The sequence below is a fragment of the Actinomycetota bacterium genome (genome assembly GCA_004297305.1).
Lineage (GTDB): Bacteria > Actinomycetota > Actinomycetes > S36-B12 > FW305-bin1 > FW305-bin1.
This window is the reverse complement of the sequence record SCTR01000010.1, coordinates 140,550-161,094: the sequence shown is the minus strand read 5'-3', so window position 1 is coordinate 161,094 and position 20,545 is coordinate 140,550. Positions and strand designations below refer to the sequence as shown.

Here is a 20,545-nt window from a genome sequence, read left to right as displayed (position 1 = left end):
CCCTCTTCGAACGCTGAGACGGAGAGACTGTGACCGACTTCAGGACCTGGTGCACGATTGGGGATCTGGTGCCGGTCGGTGCTCACATGTCAGGTGTCATTGAGTCGGACGACGACGCCCGCGGCATCGCGGCCGTGGCCGCAGGTCTTCCCGAGGCCTACGCCGAGCCCGACTCACTAGCACTAATCGCCGAGCGCTTCGGCAAGCGTGGTGTCGCGCAGTTTCTGCGAAACAAGCTACCGACGAAGTCAAGCGCCCGTTCCGGGGACATGGGGGAGATCCTCGCCACTAGTTACCTGTTTGAAGAGTGCGGCTACGTGGTTGGACCCAGCCGTCTCATTCAACGCGATCATCAGGAATGGGCGATGAGAGGCGACGACGTGCTGGGGGCGAAGGTGGACCCCGACGGGGGCGTCCGGATAACAAAGGTCGAGGCAAAGAGCCACCTGAACTTGGGAGAGCGCACTGTCGCCGCCGCTCGTGCGGGTCTGGCCCGCAACGCAGAGCTGCCATCACCACACTCGCTCACGCAGTTCGCCGAACGGCTCCTTCATTCCGCAGACAGCTCGGTTGGCGAAGCGGTACTCGCACTCCAACTCGCAGATGGCGTGCATCCGGACCGAATCGGTCACCTCATGTTCCTCTTCACGGGTGGTGACCCCTCCGCTCACGTAACGGCAGATCTGAACTCCTACCCAGGCTCGATTGACCAGCTCACGATCACGCTCCGAGTCAAAGGGCATCAGGCATTCATCAAGGACGCCTATCAGGAGGTGATCGACAGTGGTTCGTGAGCCAGTTGACCTCGCTGAAGCGGTGGCCACCGCAACCGAACCCGGCTTTAGGGGACGCCTGCTTGCACGTGGCCAAGCACAGTCGATGATTAGGCGGGCGGGCGTGCTGCCGCTGGACGCACCGCAGTTCAGTCCTCTCCTCGACTCAGATCTTCTCAACTACGCCTACGCGCTCTTATCAACAAGTCTCGACCTACTGGAGTCAGCCAGCGACGGTGACGCCGCGGATCATGAGACGCTGGCACGCCAGGGGTTCATCCAGGCCTCGTATGCGTTAGAAGCTGTCACCCGGAACGCTACGACCGTTGAAGACACACCATTCCAATGGCTGATTGCCGGGGCGGCAAGCCATCTGGGTGGCTACGCAGCCAGGGCTTTCTCGCTGATGCAGGCGAGCCGTCGATCGGGCCGGTTGACCCCGATGGAGATGACCCTCGCGGACCTGGCGATGCGTGACCTCAACTCGATTGAACAGCGGACGCAGGAGTTGCGGGTCTCTCCCCAAGTCTCTGACGAGGCGCTGCTGCGTGCTCTCGCCGGCGACGATGAAAGTCAAGAGGATCCCTCTTCGGCGGACCAAGTTGGCCCGCTCGTCCTCCTCCTCAGTGAGAACTACCTCGCTGCCGTCGCCACCGCTTTGTACGCGCTTGAGATCGGAAGCCCTGAACTTCTCGCGGCTGCTATCGACGACATCCAGCTCGGAGAGCAGGCTTCGTTGGACGTCGGCACCCCTGGGCCGTGGTGGGTCTATCGACTCACCCGACACCTACTCTGGGACCTTTCTGAGACAAGCATCCAGACTAACCTCCCTGACGATCCGCCAGCGGGTGCGCGTGAACACCGCAAGCGGTGGCGCTATCTCCGACGCACCTTCATTGAGTCATTGTTGGCTCGAGGTCGATCCGAGATCGACCTTTGGCCGTCGCAGCTTCATGTCGTCGACCGGATCTTCAAGGACACGCGGGATCTGGTGGTCGCCCTCCCTACGAGCGCCGGCAAGACGCGTATCGCCGAGCTCGCGGTACTGGCCTGCCTCGCTCAGAAGAAGCGCACGGTGTACGTAACTCCGCTCCGCGCCCTATCCGCACAGTCAGAGCAGGTCCTCGCGCGCACGTTCATGCCTCTCGGAGTCCGGGTTTCCTCTCTCTACGGGAGCATGGGGGTAAGCAACGTCGATGAAGACACACTTCGCTCGGGTGACATCGTCGTCGCGACCCCGGAGAAGTTGGACTTTGCGCTTCGGTCCGATCCGTCTGTCCTTGATGACGTAGGGCTCGTGGTATTGGACGAGGGCCACATGATTGGCGCCTCCGAACGGGAGATTCGCTACGAAGCCCAGATTCAGAGGCTGCTACGCCGTTCTGATGCTTCGACCCGGCGCATCCTGTGCCTTTCGGCGGTCTTCCCATCGGGGACAGAGCTCGACGACTTCGTGGCTTGGATCACGGACGACGAGCCAGATGGGCTTCACCGCGAGCCTTGGCGGCCGACCCAACAGCGCTTCGGGCTTGTCGAGTGGCGTACCGACCACGCACGACTAACGATCACGCTTGGGGCCGACCAGCCATTCATCCCCAGGTACATCGAAGCGAAGCCGCCAAGCGGACGCCGCAGGCGACTCTTCCCCGCAGATCAGCGCGAGCTTGTTGTTGCCACGGCGTGGCGGCTCGTTGAAGAAGGTCAGACAGTCTTGGTCTTCTGCCCACAGCGGAACTCGGTCGAGCCGTATGCGCAAGCGATCATCAAACTCCACGAGCAGGGCCTGGTCACGTCCGTATTGTCGCCTGCCGTCGACCTGACCAACGCGCTTGCTATCGGGGCTGAGTGGTTCGGTGCCGACCACCCCATCCTGAAGTGTCTCGAAATTGGCGTAGCCATCCACCATGGAGCGTTGCCCGGACCCTTCCGTCGCGAAGTGGAGCGACTTCTACAACTGGGCACCCTGAAGGTCACGATTGCCTCGCCAACGCTTGCTCAGGGCTTGAACCTCTCCGCCTCTGCCGTGCTCTTTCACGGGTTGCGTCGCGGCAGAGACAAGCTCAAGGGATCCGAGTTCGGGAACGTGATCGGGCGTGCTGGTCGCGCATTCGTCGACACTGAGGGCCTCGTTCTGTATCCGATCTTCGAGCCCACTGAGCAACGGCGCGGGGAGTGGTTCGATCTCACGCAAGGCGACAGCGGGAAGGCGTTGCAGTCTGGTCTTATCGAGATCGGCATCCTTCTCCTAAGAAGGATGTACGCATCCCAAGGCCTCAGTTCCATTGAGCCACTTCTTGACTACCTCACAGGTGGACCAGAATGGTCGCTACCAAGCGTCGCCAATGAACCGAATGAGGCGACTCCCGCCGCCACCTCGAGTTGGAGGTCGAGCCTCGCATTGCTCGATGTCGGCATCCTGAGCATCGTCGGTGAAAGCGATCAGGAGGTGGATGCGGACACTGCCACGCAGGTCGTCGCCGATGCATTACTCGATTCGCTATGGGAACGGCAGCTACGTCGCTTCGACGAGTCTTCCGCCGCCGCCATCCGCGGCATTGTGGAGAGTCGAACCCGGCACCTCTGGCGGACGTCCACTCCGTCGCAGCGCCGTGGCTGGTATCTAGCGGGGCTTGGAGCAGAGGCTGGATCCGAGCTTTCCCTCGTTTCTGGGGAAGTCATTGCTCTGGCGGCTCAGGCCGAAGTGGCAATCCTCGACTCGGCCTTCGGGACTGCCGAGGACCGGATAGTAGACATTGCTGAGATCGTGTTTGGGCTGGACGTCTTCGCCCCGGAGACAGGAATCGATGATTGGCCCAGTGTGTTGCGGCATTGGGTGCGTGGCTCGGCACTGAGCGAGCTGCCGGGTGACCGGGTTGCCGTGGCGCAGTTCGTCGAATCGGACCTGGTCTATCGGTTGGTGTGGGGCATCGAGGCAGCAAGGGTCTTTGAGGTCGCCCAAGGAGACCTGACTGCTGACTTGTTGATGGGCATGGCTGTGACCGCCATCGAGACGGGTACCTTCAATCGGTCGGCGTCGGTGCTAATCCGTATGGGGTTCGACCACCGACTTGCAGCCATCCTCGCAGTCACCACAACCGAGGCGACCTTTGAATCCGCCGCGGACATGCGCCAATGGATCCGAAACTTGGAACCCTCCGTTGCATTCAACCCAGCTTGGCCGACGACCGAGTCCCGCTCTGCTTGGGAGACGTTCGCATCCCGCACTAGAGCACAGCGTTCGCGTCGATGGGGCAAACAGTTGAAGAAGTTGAGAGACGTGACTTGGTATGATGCGGTCCCTGATGCAGGCACATGGCTTCGCGTGACCAACGCAGGAATGGGCCGGATCAAGATCTGGTCGACGGGTTTTGATCTGCTCGGCGAGGCATCGATTCGTCTCAACGCTAAGCGACAAGGCGCCCTGCGAGCGAGACGATCTCGCACCGGTCCTGGAATCGAACTGCGATATCGAGGTCCAAGCGACCTATACCCATCGGTTGTCAAGCGCCGGAATCGTTGAGAAGTGGCTGAGACCGACTACCCGCGCGCTACGGGCGCGCGAACCAGAAGATTTCCGATTGCTCGTCACCGAGATTCGATTTCTATCCACAACGGGGCGAGCGCCCAGATCCCTGACCGAAGGTCAGCTCAGAGGAACAAGCGGTACTGATACACGTTGTCTTCAAGGTTAGGCACGTTCGACACGACCTCGGCCAGCTTCTGCGCATACCCCAGTGTCACCGGAAGCGGGTTGTACGGGCTGTCGTTGTTCCAGTCGAGCTTGGTAAGCGCCAAGATGTCTGCGGCGAGCAAGTTGAAGTCTCCCGAACCCGTGTGGCGAGTGAACACGAGTGGTTTCGGCAGGCTCTTTCCGTCGGGGCTGAACCACCTGCCACCCACGCCCACCTCTGACGGGCCACGGGTCCACAACAACCCAGTGTGCCCGTCGAACTGCTGGACGGTGCCGCGCTTGATAGCCATCGAGTTGGGTTCCGGGTCGGGCTTGCCGGCCTTCTTCAGGTCCACGCCAATCCAGCGCGACCGTTGGAGTGAGATGCACTCGATGTCTGCCGTCGAACCCCAGGCGTCGTAAACGCCTTCGATCTCGTCGTCTCGCCAGCTGTTCTCTTTGTGGATGACGAACCGTTTAGGCATTTGGCCGGCGTGCCGCAATCGGTACAAGTCGGCAGTACGGCTCATGACAGTGCGCATCTCCTCGCGCGAGAGGTGCGGGTTGTTTCGAGGACCCCGATCCCCGGGTCCCAGGTTGTATGCAACGAACTCGAGCCCCCCGCCTTGGGAGTCGAACACCTGGGAGCAGCACGTCACGTACTCGTTCCTCGTGCCGCCACGGATGGCGTAGTGAAGTCCGACGTACGCGGTGGTGGTTGTGGTCGTCGGGGTGAGCCGCCACGGGATGCCGCCGGCCTTCGCGAAGAAGGCAAGGGAGAGCCGCCATGCGGTCGAACACCATTGTGTGCTCGCTAGCGCCGAGTTCTCCCAGAGGAACTGAACCGGGATGCCCAGCGGAGCGACGACGGCCTTAATGCGGTCGTGGAGGTCGTACTGACCGTCCGGCGACCTTCTCAACGACTCCCACTGAATCGGCAGCAAGATGGCGATAACGTCCCACTGCTCCCGAACGTTCCGCAGACCATGGATTGTGCGAATCAGCGCGTTCGTGAGATTGGTGTGGGGGTCGGCGTTCCCCTGCCCGGGTGCGTTCATAGCGACCCTCAGATGGCACCGCTGGTTCACGGAGCCGGCGAGGCGAACGCCAAAGACGTCTTCGAAACCCGGGAAGTCGGGGACATACTGTCGTCGGTCGTTCGGCTTCGCACTGCTGTGCAGTCGCTTAAGGAAGCCGAACAGTTTCTGCTGTTGTTCCGGAACGGCGATGGTTGCGACCCGCAGGCGATCGCCGGTTGGGAACGGTGCGTAGGGACCGTGAACCAGCATCCCCTCGAGTGGGTTCTGATGCCGACCCCGCGTCGGTACTTGGCGAGTCCCGAAGACGAGCGGCCGGTCGCTGACCCGGGTAAACGCAGCCAGCCCGGACCCTGTCTGAACGGGCGTAGCGGCCGTCACGCTGGCCTGCTGTATGCGTTGGTGTGACTGAGGACGATGCGACCCATTGGGGCGCCGACCTCGGAGTTGATGGTCAGTTCTGTTCGTTCGGCGGGCGCCAGAAGCGCTGACCATGCGGCGATCAACCCTGCCCAAGTTTCGTTCCTTCGCCGTTTTGCCCACACTTCACTTCGCCACGGGCCTGCGGGGTCCAGTTCATCTCGCCGGCGAGGATCGTCGGCCTCTGTCTCTCGTTTCGAGAGAGGTGCGATCCAGGTCCACGGCCGAAACAGCAGCCAATCCCGGCCGGCACGCCTGTCGAACGACAGGATGACCATCTCTGCCCAGCGCCTGTCGCCGCCGCGGTCGGTCTGTCCATACTTTGCGTCCAGGTACCCAAACAACGAGCCCTCGTAGGCGCGATTCATGCCCGTCCGAATTCTTTGGAAGCCGGCTGGCTCGCCCTCGAGAGTCCCCTCGAGGAGCAGATTGGGCGACCCGCCTCTTGCGACCCTCATCCGGACCGGTGCGACTTCGGCCACGGCTCGGGCAAGCAGTTGCAGCATGAGGTTGTGGTGATGCCGAGGTGCATCGGGAGCGAGGAGGTCCAGCTCGACTTCCTCCGCCGGGCCGGGCGTGCCTCGATCAGCCAGGTTCGGGTCCGCACGCAGGCAATCAAGTGCTGCTTCTGGTTTACCGAGACACAAGACCTCACCTGGCCCGCTGACCACTATTGGCCACTCATCGGTGGGGTGAAACGCTCTCCTCACCTCGCCTCGCCTCCAGGCGCTCGGGATGACGACGCGAGTCACGGTGACCGACGCCTCCAGAAGCGGAAGCGCATTGAAACGAAGGACTGGCCAATTTTGCCTGTTCGTCGGCAGTGCTGCGGGCACAGACCGTGGCTTCGGGTGCAGGCGGTTGAAGTACTCCCGCATCGCTTGGTCGACTGTGACCTGTCGTGAGAGCGCGGTCATCGTCTCGTCGAAGCTAGGCGCGATGACGAGGGTCGTAGACACGTTGTTCGCTGCAGCGGCTCGCAGCAGGGTCTCGACGCCGGGTACGGGGCTTTCGTGGGGTCGAATGAGCCACCAGATGCCATGAGGCCAGCCGTCTGGAAGGGTCGCAGCCTCGATCAGCATGTCCATGACCGACTCGTCCCTGCCGCTGTACCCGCTGACGACCAGGCCGAACTGCCGGCTCGCACCGACGACGAACCGGCGCAGCCCAGCTTCTTGTGTGCGCAGTTCATCGTCGGTGTTCATCAGCCGCTTTTCCCGGAAGTCTCCGTGGAGGTTCAGAACCAGGGGCCATTGACGGTTCTGCAGCGCGGTCGTTGCGCGTGCTGTTGAGTCCAGGCCGGCGACGTTCAGTTCGCGGCCGAGGTCCTGGTTCAGGTCCGTCCCTGCTCGTTGGGCTTCGGCAAAGCTCTTCTCCACAAGGCGGTCGAAGTTGGTTGTGATGACCAAGTCGCATGCCCCGGAGACGATCAACCCTCCGAAGACCCGCTGGGCGAAGCCGGGCTTCGCGCCCTCAATCAGCTGTTGAAGCAGTGCCTTTCGTGCGCTCGGTTCCGGCAAGCAAAGCGCGAACGCTGCCGAATAGTCGCCAGCGCTTCCAAGCGGCGGCATTCCGTTCGCGTCGTCAAAGAACGTATGCACCCGTTCGACCAGCGCTGGGTCGGTCTCATCCAGGTCCTGACGGACCAGCTGCTGGACTGCCGCGTATCGGTCGAACAGGAGCCGGTCTCTGATGGAGCTTGCGAGTGGCACACCGGCCGAGGCACTAGCGCCCGCACCGAGGAGCCAAGCGAATCGCTGACGTTGAACGGCCCAGGTCGTCGAGAACTCCTCCAGCGTCACCCGCTGCACGCCGTCAGCGACGAGAGCATCAAGTGCCGTCGCTGCATCCGCCGTGCTCACATCACGCTCCACTCGTTGGGGACTCTGGACAACACTCTACGAACTGCCTCCGTCAACACCGGGCATTCACTCATCTGTTCGGCCGCGACTACTCGCCCCAGTACTGCTGATGGGACTCGACCGGGGTCCATCAACTGTCCAGAAACGGTCGGTTCTACCCGGTGCTGCCCGGGTATCCTGTGACTAGCAGCGCGAGCTCTTCCCGCTCCACATCGAGGAGTTCCGTAGCTCTCAGGCATCGTCGGTCGCACTCGGCAAGGTCGTGAATCTGCCCAGAGGTCGCAGGTTCAAATCCTGCCCCCGCTACAATGCAAAACCGCAGGTCAGGGCCATGATCACCGATCATGGCCCTGACTGCTTCCCAGGTGTTTTCTGGTGAAATCCTGGTGAATATGCTCCCGGGAGCGTGTTCGCGTGAATCGCCCGTGGCCCGGACAGGCCTCGTTGGGCTGGGAAGGGTCGACTTCGTTCAGGCCGTGAGAGAGGCGATCAGCAGGCCTCGGGATGCTCGGGGAGCATCACACCAAACGCTCGGAGCAGCGCGAGACGCGCCTCCTCGCTCATTTGGTGAGTGTCAGCGATGCGGTGCGCCAGGGCGGCGTGGGCGTGCCCGATCCGCCGCAAGACGTCGTCCTTCCGGATGCCGTGAAGTCGGTTGCCCCACAGGTAGCCGGGGCCCGTCAGGCCGACCGCGTATGGGTGTGGGACCGACACTCGTGCTACCCCGTCCAGCCGGCGGCGGCTGGTGGTGAGCCCCGCGATGAGCCAGCGGTCGGCCAGCTCACTGACGAGTACGGCAGGGGACCTTGCCTGAGGAAGTTGGGTCCTCGACCGGGTTGTAGACGGCGGCGAGGACGACGTCGCCGGGACCAAATGCTGGGACGTCGTGGAGGGCAGGGCCATGAGGTTCTCCAGATCGAGCAAATGAGTCCACTGCTATCGGCGCTACCATGACTTCTGCTAGTGTTAGTGGCAGATGATGGCATCATGGTTGCGTGATAGTGAGATGGTATCATGACTGACACACCGCAAGGCCGCGACGAGCTCTCATCGCGACGCTCGTTCAGCGTCCGTATGCCCGAGGCCCTGTACCTGCAGCTTGAAGCCCTCTCCGCCCAGCGGGGCGAATCCATGAACAAGCTGGTCCAGACCGCCGTCGCCGCCCTCGCCGAACGCGGTGACCTGGCTCCTCTGGCTGCCGGTGCCGACATCCACCCCAAGATCGCCCGTGACGCTGTGCGGCAGGGCCCGGAGGCGATCGCTCCGCTCAGGGGCCTCGCCAAACATGCCACCAACAAGGACCAGATGGCGTTGGCAGCGGTGTTCTGGGCCGCGGCAGCACGGCTCGTCACAGCCCAGCAGGGCCCAGCGGCCGGCTCGCAGGAGCTAGCGCACTCTGCGGCGATCCTCGCCCGAACAAACTTCCGAGAGCTCACCATTGGGCTCCTCGAGGAGGCAGTGACGCTTGACCCCAACAACCTGGATGCGGTGAACCGCCTCGGGCAGCTCTTACACCATGCGGCGCAAGCAGAGGGCGACAATGTCGACCGCTACCGAGAGGCGGCGCGGCTGCTGTCGCGGGTCACTTTCGTGGATGACCGGGCCCGCCTGTTTCACGGTTGGTCGGCGTTGTATCTCGCCCGAGCGGATCGCGACCAGCACGCGACCTCGCGGGCGCTGGCCGAGATCGATGAAGCCATGCGTCGGTGGGCCTTCGCAGCGCGGGACCCCAAAGATCGGAGCGCTTGGGAGCGGCAGATCGATCGACTTCGGCAGCTCGACTACCGCGCAGAGGCGGAGGTGTTGATCGACTTTGCGCGGCAGCATGCGCGGTGGGGTAACGGGTCCGACAACCAGCCGGACACGTAGCCCGTGTACTCATCACCGTTTCGGAACCGGCGGTAGAAGACGCGAACCCCGGAGGTTCACGCATCCATGTACACGCCCCTGCGAAGATGACTTGGGGTGCTGACGCTGGGCGCCCGCGAGCCGGCTGTGTCGGACCTCCTGACTAGCGTCGGCAGGCTGTCGATCAGGAGGTCAAGTTGACGGGCGGTGCAGAGGGCGTCCCGGAATCCGTGGACGAATCGGGCGATGCCACATCGCTGTTCGACGTACTTCGCGTGGGTGCAACGGTCACCGGCCTTGCCGGTCCCGAGCCCGTCAAGGTCGTCGCCGTAGAGCGGCTGACGGACGACTCGGCGAACGTCATGTACCGGACCGAGTCGGGTCCGGCCGAACGCATCGTGTACGCGAACGCGGTCCACCACATCCGGGCGGTCAGGCCCGGCCTGTCGTTCAGCTTTGACGCCGACGCCAACGCGTTCCTGCTCGCGGCCGAGGCTCGTCGCATGCGGTTGGCGTATCTCTTCGACCCTCAGGCGGCTCTCGGTACAAGCGACGTTGAACCCCTGCCGCACCAGCTGCGGGCGGTCTACGAGACGATGCTGCACAAGCAACCGCTCCGCTATGTGCTCGCAGACGATCCAGGTGCCGGCAAGACGGTGATGGGCGGACTGCTCGTCAAGGAGCTGTTGCTGCGCGGCGACGCGGCGAATGTCATGGTCGTTTCCCCAGGAGTCCTCGTCGATCAGTGGGACGAGGAGATGCGGGAGAAGTTCGGCCTTGAGTTCGAGATGCTCACCCGCGACAGGATTCTCAATGAGGGCAATCCCTTTGCCCGGGGTGGCCTGTGGTTGGCACGCCTCGACGTGCTGGCCCGCAATAGCGAGGGCATCCTGGACAAGGCCTGTGAGGTCGACTGGGACCTCATCATCTTCGACGAGGCCCACAAGATGTCTGCCACGGTCTGGGGCAGCGAGGTCAAGAAGACGAAGCGATACCAGATGGCCGAGGAGCTCGGCAGACACACGCGCAACCTGCTGATGATGACCGCGACCCCTCACTCGGGTAAGGAGGAGCAGTTCCAGCTCTTCATGGCGCTGCTGGACTCCGACCGCTTCGAGGGCGTCGCCCGCGAGGGAAGCCGCAAGGTCGATGTCGACGACCTCATGCGTCGGCTGGTCAAGGAGGAGCTTCGGACGTTCGAGGGCACACGCCTGTTCCCCGAGCGCTTCGCGTTCACAGTCAAGTACGAGCTGTCGCAGCCCGAGAAGAAGCTGTACGTCGCCGTCACCGACTACGTCCGTGAGGAGATGAACCGCGCCGATCAGATCGAGGGTGACAAGCGGCGACGCACCGCGGTCGGATTCGCGCTCACCACGCTGCAGCGCCGACTTGCCTCGTCGCCGGCGGCCATCCACCGCTCATTGGAGCGACGCAAGGCACGGCTGGAGTCAGAGCTTCGCGAGTCACGCATGTACGCCGCGGTCAAGCGCGACGAGGTGGACGTCCCTGATGACTGGGAAGACCTCGACGACCTGACCGATGAGGAACGCGAGGCGCTCGAAGAGAAGGCCATCGCTGGGGCCACAAGCGCCCGCACGCCGGAAGAGCTGGAGACCGAGATCGCGGTGCTCGACCGGCTGCTGGTCAAGTCATCGGCTGTGAAGTCCTCACCGACCTACGCCAAGTGGGATGCGCTGCGCGACACGCTTGACGACAACGACGAGATGCGCGACGACACGGGTGCCCGGCGCAAGGTCATCATCTTCACCGAACACCGGGACACTCTCGACGACCTAGTGATGCGGCTGACCCAGCACCTCGGCCGAGACGACGCCGTCATCACCATCCACGGTGGCACCAAGCGAGAGGACCGCAAGAAGGCCAAGGAGACGTTCGAGCAGAACGAACGCTGCGTCTTCCTTATCGCCACCGACGCCGCAGGCGAGGGCGTGAACCTGCACAAGAACGCCCACCTGCTCATCAACTACGACCTGCCGTGGAACCCCAACCGCATCGAGCAGCGCTTCGGCCGGGTTCACCGCATCGGCCAGCCCAACACCTGCTTCATGTGGTCACTGGTCGCCGAGGACACCCGTGAGGGCGACGTCTACACCCGGCTGTTGGAGAAGCTCGAAGAGCAGCGCGCCACGCTCGGCGGTCGCGTCTACGACGTCCTCGGGCAGCTCTTCCAAGGCAATGCTCTTCGCGACCTGATGATCGCCGCCATCCGGGAAGCCAACAAGCCCGAGCGGCAGCGGTACCTCACCGAGGTAGTCGACCCCAAGATCGCCGACGGCATCCCTGAGCTGCTGCGCGCCAACCAGCTCGTGCCGTCGGCGATGGACGATGCCGAGATCGACGCGATGCGCCGCGAGATGGAACGAGCCGAGGCCGCGCGCCTCCAGCCGCACCACGTCGAAGCGTTCTTCCACCGAGCTTTCGCCGATGTCGGCGGCTCGCTGCGCATGCGGGAGAGTCATCGGTTCGAGATCAGGCGGGTGCCCTCAGAGGTCAAGGAGCGCGACCGGATCACCGGCTACGGTCAGCCGGTCGTGGACTCGTATCACCGCGTGACGTTCGACCCGAAGTTCGTCCGAGTCGAGGGGAACAACCACCTCGCGACGCTGCTTCACCCCGGGCACCCGCTCATGGCCGCCACGATGGGAGTCGTCTCCGATCGCCACCACGACGCACTGCGGCGTGGCGCGATACTCGTCGATCGATCTGACCTCTCGACAGAGCCCTACGTCGTGAGCCTCTTGGAGCACGACGTCACCGACGGCCGCGCTGCCCGAGATGGTCAGCCTTGGGTGGTCTCCCGTCGCGCGCAGTACGTCCGCATCGACATCGACGGGACCATCACCGCGCTCACCGGATCGCCCATCCCCAACTTCGAGGTGCCGACCGATGAGGAGCACACGCTGGCAGGGAAGATCCTCACCGAACCCTGGGCGCAAGCCTCCGACCTCGGCCAGCGAGTGATCCGTGGAGCGTCCGTCACCATCGCGAGAAGTCACGCCGATGAGGTCACCAAGCGCACGATCGAACGAGTCGACAAGACCGAGCGCCTGGTCCGTGAGCGCCTCACCCGCGAGATCAACTATTGGGACCAACGCGCGTTCGAGCTCGGTGAGCAGGAGCGTGCCGGAAAGAAGACAAGGCTGCCGGCCTCTCAAATGCGAGAACGCGCCGAGTCACTCGTTCGGCGCCTGGACCGTCGCGTCAAAGACCTCGAACTCGAACGCGACATCTCCGTACGGCCCCCGCGAGTCACCGGGGCATGCCTGGTCGTCCCGATCGGTTGGCTGGACGCGCAGGAAGATCCGGAAAGTGCCGACGCTCGGGCTCGCGAGACCACGCGCGTCGAGCGTCTCGCAGTCGATGCCGTCCTCCGCGCCGAGCGAACCCTTGGACACCGCCCGACAGAGATGCATCACAACAACCCCGGATACGACATCGAGTCAGACACCGGGACGCACATTGATTTCATCGAGGTCAAGGGCCGCGTTCTCGGCGCCAAGACCTTCGTCCTCACGCGCCAAGAGGCTGTGACGGCGCTCAACAAGGGTGACCACTCCGTGCTCGCGCTTGTGCAGGTCGCCGACGACGACAGCACCACAGTGTGTTACCTACGACACCCGATCACCCAACCTATCGATCCCCGTGCTGCCCGCGTGGAGTACGACTGGGAACCCTTCTGGAACGACGCAACAGAGATGAGCCAAGAGTGAGTGCTACGACCCGTAAGAGGAAGCTGATCGAGGTCGCGCTGCCACTCGACGAGATCAACGCCGCCTGCAAAGCCGACAAGGGCCGTAAGACGGGGACGATCCGTAACCTCCACAAGTGGTGGGCTCCGATGCCGTTGCCAGCTTGGCGTGCGCTGCTGTTCGCGGCGCTCGTAGACGACCCGGAAGATGACAATCAGCGGGTATATCTCCTCGACCTGATCAAGCGCTTGGTGCAGCACGGAGCTGACCTGCCTGCCGAGGCTGACCTCGCCGAGGCTCAGGCGATTCTTCGCAAGCAGTTCGGCGAGAACTTGCCGGGCGTCATGGACCCCTTCTGCGGTGGCGGGTCGACCCTGGTGGAGGCGCAGCGCCTTGGGCTCGAATCGTTTGGGTCCGACCTGAACCCGGTTCCAACGCTGATCAGTCGGACGCTGAGCCAGTTGCTCCCGCCCGTGTTTGGAAGGCAACCCCTTCACCCAGAGGTTGAATTACCGGGCGGACGCTCCGGTCAGCGACATATTGGATTCAACCTCGAGCCACGGACCTACCAGGGATATGAAGGGTTGATTCGGGACGCCAGCTACTACGCGGCAAGTATCGGCGAGCGGGCGTGGAGGGGCCTTAAGCAGCACTACAACTCGCGAGTCACTGAGCGCGTAGTCGCGTGGCTGTGGGCTCGGACCGCTGTCTGCCCGAATCCGACCTGTGGCACTGAGACGGTGCTGACGACATCGTGGCTGCTCTCCAAACGCAAAGGGGAGACTGCTTGGGTCGAGCCCCGGATCGAGAAGGACCGTGTCTCGCTTCAGGTGGTCACGGGACGTCCGATCAGTTCCCTGCCCGCGAGTCCCAAGACCGGCAACGGCGTTTTTGCTTGTTTGGCCTGCAAATCAACCCTTGATGGGAAGTACCTGCGGTCGGAGGGTGTTGCCGGCCGGCTAGGGCGAAGGATGACGGCCGTATGCATCGAGGAAAATGGAAAGAAGCGGTTCCGGTCGGCCACGCCGGCTGACGAGGCTGCTGCCAACTCGGTCCCAGAAGATTCGACTGAGTCAGCGCCACCTCTGGTCGGCAAGGCAACCATCAATGTCGGGCTCTATGGACTCTCAACGTGGGCCGATCTGTACACCCCGCGACAGTGGAAGACACTCGCTACGCACGCTGACCTCGTCGTCGACGTGAAAGAAGGCGTGCTCGCCGATGGAGGCGACGAAGGCTATGCGAACGCGATAGCGACGCTTCTCGGACTCTCAGTTGGCCGAATGGCCCAGTATCAATCCTCACAGGTCCGATGGTTCATCGACTCGCGTTCGGGTGCAGGCCAGCCTTTGCCGGCTTTCGGGCGCCACGACCTCCCGATGCAATGGGATTTTGCCGAGCCGACGCCAGAGTTCGGTGCTGGCTCGATTGTCGGCGCGGTCAAGTCCGCAGCGGCTGGTTTGCCGATGACGGCCCACGGTACGGGCACTGTCATTCGCGAGGATGCGCGCACCGCATTTCGGCCTAATAGCCTGGTGGCTACCGATCCTCCGTATTTCGAGGCGATCAGCTATGCCGATCTCTCGGACTATTTCTATGTCTGGCACCGACGGGCACTTCGCGCAATCCACCCAGACCTCTACGCGACCGTCGCAGCCCCGAAGGCCAACGAGCTCACCGCGCTTGCAACTCGGCACGATGGTGATGCGAATGCTGCACGCGACTACTTCATCGCCGGATTCACCCAGGCTTTTGAGAACCTGCAGAAGTCGATGGGGCCGGGCTTGCCGATGCTTGTTGTCTACGCCTCCAAGGAAAAGGCCGGAGCCGGCGAGGAGATTGGGAGGTGGTCTTCAATCTTGACGGCTGCCATCGATTCCGGTCTGGAGATAACGGGTACCTGGCCGATCCACGGCACCGGTGGAAACCGGATGGTAGGAATTGGGGCGAATGCAGTCGCTACCTACATCGTCCTCGTGTGCCGACCAAGAGAGTCGAATGCGGCGAGTACCTCCCTTGCAGACTTCAATCGTGCCCTCCGACGGGAACTCGCACCAGCAGTTCGCGACCTTCAAGCAGCCTCGATCCTCCCGATTGACCTCGCACAAGCTGCTATGGGCCCTGGGATGGAGATCTATTCGCGCTATCGCGCGGTGCTGGACCAGTCGGGAAGTCCTGTCTCGGTTGAACATGCCCTCAGCCTGATCAACGCGGCGCTGGCTGAGGTGCTCGATGAGCAGGAGGGGGAGCTCGACGCGGCGTCGCGCTTCGCGGTCCGGTGGTGGGAGGCACATGGGTGGCAGGCAGCGTCGTTTGGCGATGCTGACAAGACAGTCCGCCCCTTGGGTATCAGCGTCGATGACGTCGTGCGGGCTCAGGTCGTCACAAGCCAGGCGAATAAGGTTCAGTTGCGTGGAGCCCAGGGGCTGGACCGCGGCTGGACTCCAGGAAAGGACATCCTCCCTACCGCTTGGGAAGCCGTCCATCACTTGGCCGATCGCCTCATAGACGGAGGTGGCGAGTTGGAGGCCGCCAAGCTCATGGCCGAACTCGGAGACCTCCAGGATCCTGCGATGACTCTGGTATACCGGCTCCACGACATCGCGGCGGCGAAGGCCCGAACCGCGGATCAGGAGCGCTACAACGCGTTGATCAACTCTTGGTCTGAACTCCTGCGACTGAGCGGTGACGGGCGCGTGACTGCAGAGGGGTTGTTCTGACATGGCGGCACTGACTAACAAGGAGCGTGTGGGTCGCGCCCTTGATCTGGTGGCCGAGGGTCTCGGCCCGTGGATGATCACTGCGCTCCATGCGAAGTATGGAGACGGATGGGCCGCCGAGGTCGGCCGAACAGCTGGCTTGACTGGGCGTGAGGCGACACCGAACCAGTCCGATCCGGCGTACCTGTTCTGGGTCTTCGACAAGCAGTGGCACGGGCTGTTCAGGGACCAGCTCTCCTTTGAGGACAAGCGAGCGGTCTCAGCACTGTGGGATGCGCGCAAGGAGTGGGCTCACGGTGAGCGCATCTCCTCCGAACGCACCGAGCGCGTACTCATGGACGCCGAACACATCCTTCGCTCTATCGGGGCTGTGCAGCAGGCGGACAAGGCTGAGGAGATGCGCCGCGAGTTCCGGCGGCTCATGTTCGAGGAGGACCAGAAGCGACTCCAGCGTGCGCAGGAGAAGGCGCTTTCGGTCCAGGTTGACTCGACCGGATTGCCCGCGTGGCGCGATGTGGTCGAACCGCACGACGACGTGGCGCGTGGGACTTTCGAGCTCGCCCAGTTCGCGGCGGACCTCCGCCAGGTGCATCAGGGTGTCGCAGGTCCTGAGTACGGCGACCCCGTGGAGTTCTTCGGCCGGACTTACCTGACGCGCGGCCTTCGGTACCTGCTGGAGCAGGCGGTCCGGCGCCTCTCAGGTGGTGGCGGCGAGCCGGTGATCGACCTGATGACGACCTTCGGCGGCGGCAAGACGCACTCACTACTCGCGGTCTATCACGCCGCGTCCGGGCTCTCGGCCGAGAAGCTTCCGGGGATGCGTGAGCTCCTGGACGGCATCGGCATCGACGAACTGCCCGCCAAGGTCAACCGCGCTGTTCTGGTCGGGAACGACCTTTCTATCCTCGGCATGCCGAAGCCGGAGGGATTCACGGTCAACACGCTGTGGGGCGAGCTGGCGTACCAGCTCGGCGGCAAGAAGGGCTACGACCAGGTCGCTCGCTACGACGAGCAGTCTGTTCCCCCCACCACGACGGCCATCGCTGATCTGCTGGCGAAGTACGGCCCGTGCATCGTCCTGATAGACGAGTGGGTCGCCTACCTGCGGCAACTGTGGTCACGCGAGAAGACGGCTCCGGCCGGCACATTCGACGGACACATGACGTTCGTTCAGTCGCTGACCGAGGCAGTGAAGTCGGTCCCGACGGCTCTCCTCGTGGTCTCGTTGCCTGCCTCGGACGTGGTGCGGGACATGGCGGGCGCGGAAGCGCCGATCGAGAACGAGCACGAGGTCGGCGGCACCGCAGGCTTGGAGGCGCTCCGGCATCTGCGTTCAGTGATCCACCGTGTGGAGTCCGCGTGGCAGCCGGCGACGATCGAGGAGTCGTTCGAGATTGTCCGGCGCCGGGTCTTCAAGCCTTTCGGTCGGGAGCAGGATGCGGCTCGTGAACTTGTGGTACTGAAGTTCACGGATCACTACCTGCGCTATGCATCCGATGTCCCGAGCGAAGTGATGCAGCCCGGCTATCGGGCGTCGATGAAGACCGCGTACCCGATCCACCCCGAGTTGTTCGACCGGCTGTACAAGGACTGGTCGACGTTGGAGCGCTTCCAGCGCACTCGTGGTGTGCTGCGCCTGATGGCGACGGTCGTCTACGCGTTGTGGATCAGCGGCGACAAGTCTCCGATGATTCTGCCTGCCTCGATCCCGCTCGACAGTGCCAAGGTCTTCGACGAGCTCGCCAATCACCTCGATGACTCCTGGAAGCCCATCGTCGACGCGGACGTTGCCGGTGAGACGTCGACGGCCAACGTGGTCGACAGTGAGATCAAGATCCTCGGGAAGTCGATGGCGACCAAGCGCGCAGCACGTTGCGTCTTCCTGGGCACGGCGCCGATGGCGAACCTTCGCCAGCGTGATGGGAGCGCGGCAACGATCCGCGGCATCGAACAGAAGCGCGTCGTGCTCGGGTCGACTTACCCCGGCGACAACCCCGCCCACATCACCGACGGCCTGCGGCGGCTGGGGGACCTCGGCAAGTACATGAACCGAGACCAGGACCGCTACTGGCTGTCGTTGCAGCAGACGGTTGCCCAGATTGTTCAGGAGCGCGCCGATTCCTACCACGAGGACCAGGTCTTCGATGAGCTTGCCGCCGTTGTCCGACAGGAGACGGACAAGGGGCTCTTCGAACGGGTCCACCGCTTCCCGCACGGCAGCATCGACGTGGAAGACGACCCCGGCATCGGCCTCGTGATCTTCGGCCCGGACCGCCCTTTCTCCAAGCGCGGACGGTCAGTCGCCGAGGACGCGTCGACCGAGTTCCTCACCAAGCGCGGTACGAACGCGCGCATCCACAAGAACAGCCTCGTGTTCCTCGCTCCCGAGGTAGACCGGATCGACGTACTCATCAACGCCGTACGACAGCGCATGGCGTGGGAGTACATCTTGGAGAACAAGGACTCACTCAACCTCGACCAGCACAACATCAAGGTCGCCGAGTCCCGGGTCGCTCAAGCCAAGCAGACCGTGGCGGACTCGATCCGCGAGGCGTACCGCTGGATCTTGGTGCCGACGCAGGAGCCTGGCTCGTCGGAGATCGAGCTGGAGTCGATCCTGATGAACGGTGACGGAACGCTCGCTGAGCGGGTGACGAAGAAGGCCGATGCGGGTGAGTTCGTCGTGCGCTCGTTCTCGCCGTCACTGCTGCGCATGCAGATCAACAGGCTCAACCTGTGGAAGGACAAGCCGTACGTGCCCGTCGACACGGTCGTCGGATACTTCAGCCAGTACGTCTACATGCCCAAGGTCGTGCAGCCCAAGGTCGTCATGGACGTGGTCTGGCACCTCGACGAGGTGCTCAGCATCGAGCTCGACGGCTTCGCCTACGCCGACTCATACGAGGACGGTCGGTTCGTCGGTCTGACCGTCACCAACCCGACCGCGGTCCGCCAGGGCGGCCTGCTTGTCGACCCGAAGGTCGCCTTGGAACTCATCGCCAAGGACACCAAGCCCAAGGACGAGACCGACACCGAGGAGGCCCCGGAGGACGCCGACACCGAGACGTCCACTGACCCGTCGAACCCGCCCGCACCCCGAGTGGCAACGGTGCCCAAGCGATTCCAGGCGACGAAGGACCTCACGACCAATCGAGTCGTCCGCGACGTGGGCCAGATCTACGAGGAGATCGTCTCCCACTTCGTGACCAGCGAAATCCCGATCCGGGTCTCCCTCGACATCGAGTCCGACCAGCTTGACAAGCTCACCGAGGACCAGCGCACGGCTATTCGCGAGAACCTCAAGACCCTCGGCTTCGAGGACGACGACTGGTCGATGGACTGATCTCGATGTCCGCTGATGACGCGTTCGATCGCGCATGGGTCCACGTCCCGGAAGGGGTCGCCGAGCGCTTGAAGGAGTTCAGCCAGGCGTGTCATCTGCTTGGAGTTGCGTGGATCGAGCTCGGTGCGAGCCTTGGGACAGTTCCGTCGCAGGATTCGCAGGCCAGCTTGACGCCGAGCAGTTCAATGCGTTCGCACCTAATGGTGGCAACAATGTCGCGTGGGCTCCAGGACAGTTTGCGGGCCTGTATGTCGATGCTCTTGCCCAACAACTGTTCGCGCTCGAAGCGCTCCTCGACGCGCAGCGCGCCGAACCTCGGTGTCGTCCGCAGCGCCGAGGAGATCGGCCACGTGGTCGGCATCGGATCGGCTGCCGCTCATGTCGCGGATGGTACCGGGGCGACGCCTCCGGCCCGCGGGTCCAGGGAACTGTCGTGCGGCGCCGGCTACCGGCGCACCGGGTATCTCAGGTGCAAGGCCCGATTGCCCTGGACCACGGTGGGATTCTCCAGCATCAGGTGATGCTGGTCGAGGCCGCCGAAATACGAGATTCCGTCGCCGAACAGCACCGGCACCAGGCTGACGCATACCTCGTCGACCAGTCCGAGACGCAGCGCCTGCTGAATGATGTCCGCACTGGAGATGATCACGTTCTGGTCGCCAGCGATCCGGCGAGCCGCCTCGACGGCCTCCGGAACTCCGGCCACGAACGTAGTCGTCGGCCACTTCTGGGCGGCGTCAACCGGAGGGCGATGCGTGACCACGACGACCGGCGCGCCGATGGGATGGTTGTCGTCCCAGCCGTTCGTGATGTCGAACAGGCGCCGCCCGCTGATGAGGGCGCCGGAGTTGTCCGTCAGCTCGTGTAGCGCCGTAGCGCTGTCCTGGTCCACCGCAAACGAGATGCCGTTGTTAGCGGTTCGTACCGGCGTCCCGCCGGCTTCGTACCATTCGAAGAGTTCTCCGACCTGGTCCGTCGGATCGGCGATGTACCCGTCCAGGGACATCGTCATGTGGGTGAGGACCTTGCCCATCGTCGACCTCCTCGATGACAGTTGCCCCGCCGGTAAGTACTCCTAGCCAACGCCCAGTCGAGGTCAGCGGACACTGCTGCCGCTCGGACTGCCGCCATCCGTCCACAGAATCGACCTACTATCGGACCC

10 protein-coding genes are annotated in these 20,545 nt (G+C 63.4%); 6 read left to right on the top strand and 4 right to left on the bottom strand.

Annotation, left to right across the window (positions count from 1 at the left end):
- Positions 1–29 precede the first annotated feature (29 nt).
- Positions 30–794: a DUF1837 domain-containing protein gene (locus EPO13_10545; GenBank protein ID TAK68540.1), complete on the top strand. Its 765-nt coding sequence runs from the start codon at positions 30–32 to the stop codon at positions 792–794.
- Entirely contained in the window at positions 784–4,293 is a 3,510-nt protein-coding gene (locus EPO13_10540) for a DEAD/DEAH box helicase (GenBank protein ID TAK68539.1), read from the top strand. The genes EPO13_10545 and EPO13_10540 overlap by 11 nt, the downstream gene beginning before the upstream one ends.
- 128 nt (positions 4,294–4,421) lie before the next feature.
- Here EPO13_10540 and EPO13_10535 read toward each other — a convergent pair whose 3' ends face one another.
- Positions 4,422–5,732, bottom strand: coding sequence for a nuclease PIN (locus EPO13_10535; GenBank protein TAK68538.1), 1,311 nt, complete (start codon positions 5,730–5,732; stop codon positions 4,422–4,424).
- Positions 5,733–5,857: 125 nt separating this feature from the next.
- Positions 5,858–7,762, bottom strand: a complete 1,905-nt coding sequence (locus EPO13_10530) for an SIR2 family protein (protein ID TAK68537.1) — start codon at positions 7,760–7,762, stop codon at positions 5,858–5,860.
- A gap of 1,014 nt (positions 7,763–8,776) precedes the next feature.
- Here EPO13_10530 and EPO13_10525 point away from each other — a divergent pair.
- The 4 genes from EPO13_10525 (at position 8,777) to EPO13_10510 (ending at position 19,383) form a co-directional block, all read left to right on the top strand.
- On the top strand, positions 8,777–9,631 hold the full coding sequence (locus EPO13_10525; protein TAK68536.1) for a hypothetical protein: 855 nt from the start codon (positions 8,777–8,779) through the stop codon (positions 9,629–9,631).
- A gap of 176 nt (positions 9,632–9,807) precedes the next feature.
- Complete coding sequence (locus EPO13_10520; GenBank protein ID TAK68535.1) at positions 9,808–13,341, top strand: DUF3883 domain-containing protein; 3,534 nt, start codon at positions 9,808–9,810, stop codon at positions 13,339–13,341.
- Positions 13,233–16,040: a DUF1156 domain-containing protein gene (locus tag EPO13_10515; GenBank protein TAK68534.1), complete on the top strand. Its 2,808-nt coding sequence runs from the start codon at positions 13,233–13,235 to the stop codon at positions 16,038–16,040. Before EPO13_10520 ends, EPO13_10515 begins: the two co-directional genes overlap by 109 nt.
- A 1-nt stretch (position 16,041) precedes the next feature.
- Positions 16,042–19,383 (top strand): ATP-binding protein, encoded by a 3,342-nt coding sequence (locus tag EPO13_10510; protein ID TAK68533.1) that lies wholly within the window; start codon positions 16,042–16,044, stop codon positions 19,381–19,383.
- A 91-nt stretch (positions 19,384–19,474) separates the two neighbouring features.
- Here the strand turns inward: EPO13_10510 and EPO13_10505 are convergent, their stop codons facing one another.
- Together EPO13_10505 and EPO13_10500 are read right to left on the bottom strand one after the other, a co-directional pair.
- Complete coding sequence (locus tag EPO13_10505) at positions 19,475–19,744, bottom strand: hypothetical protein (protein ID TAK68532.1); 270 nt, start codon at positions 19,742–19,744, stop codon at positions 19,475–19,477.
- 84 nt (positions 19,745–19,828) lie between these two features.
- Positions 19,829–20,416, bottom strand: a complete 588-nt coding sequence (locus EPO13_10500; GenBank protein ID TAK68531.1) for a deaminase — start codon at positions 20,414–20,416, stop codon at positions 19,829–19,831.
- Positions 20,417–20,545 lie beyond the last annotated feature (129 nt).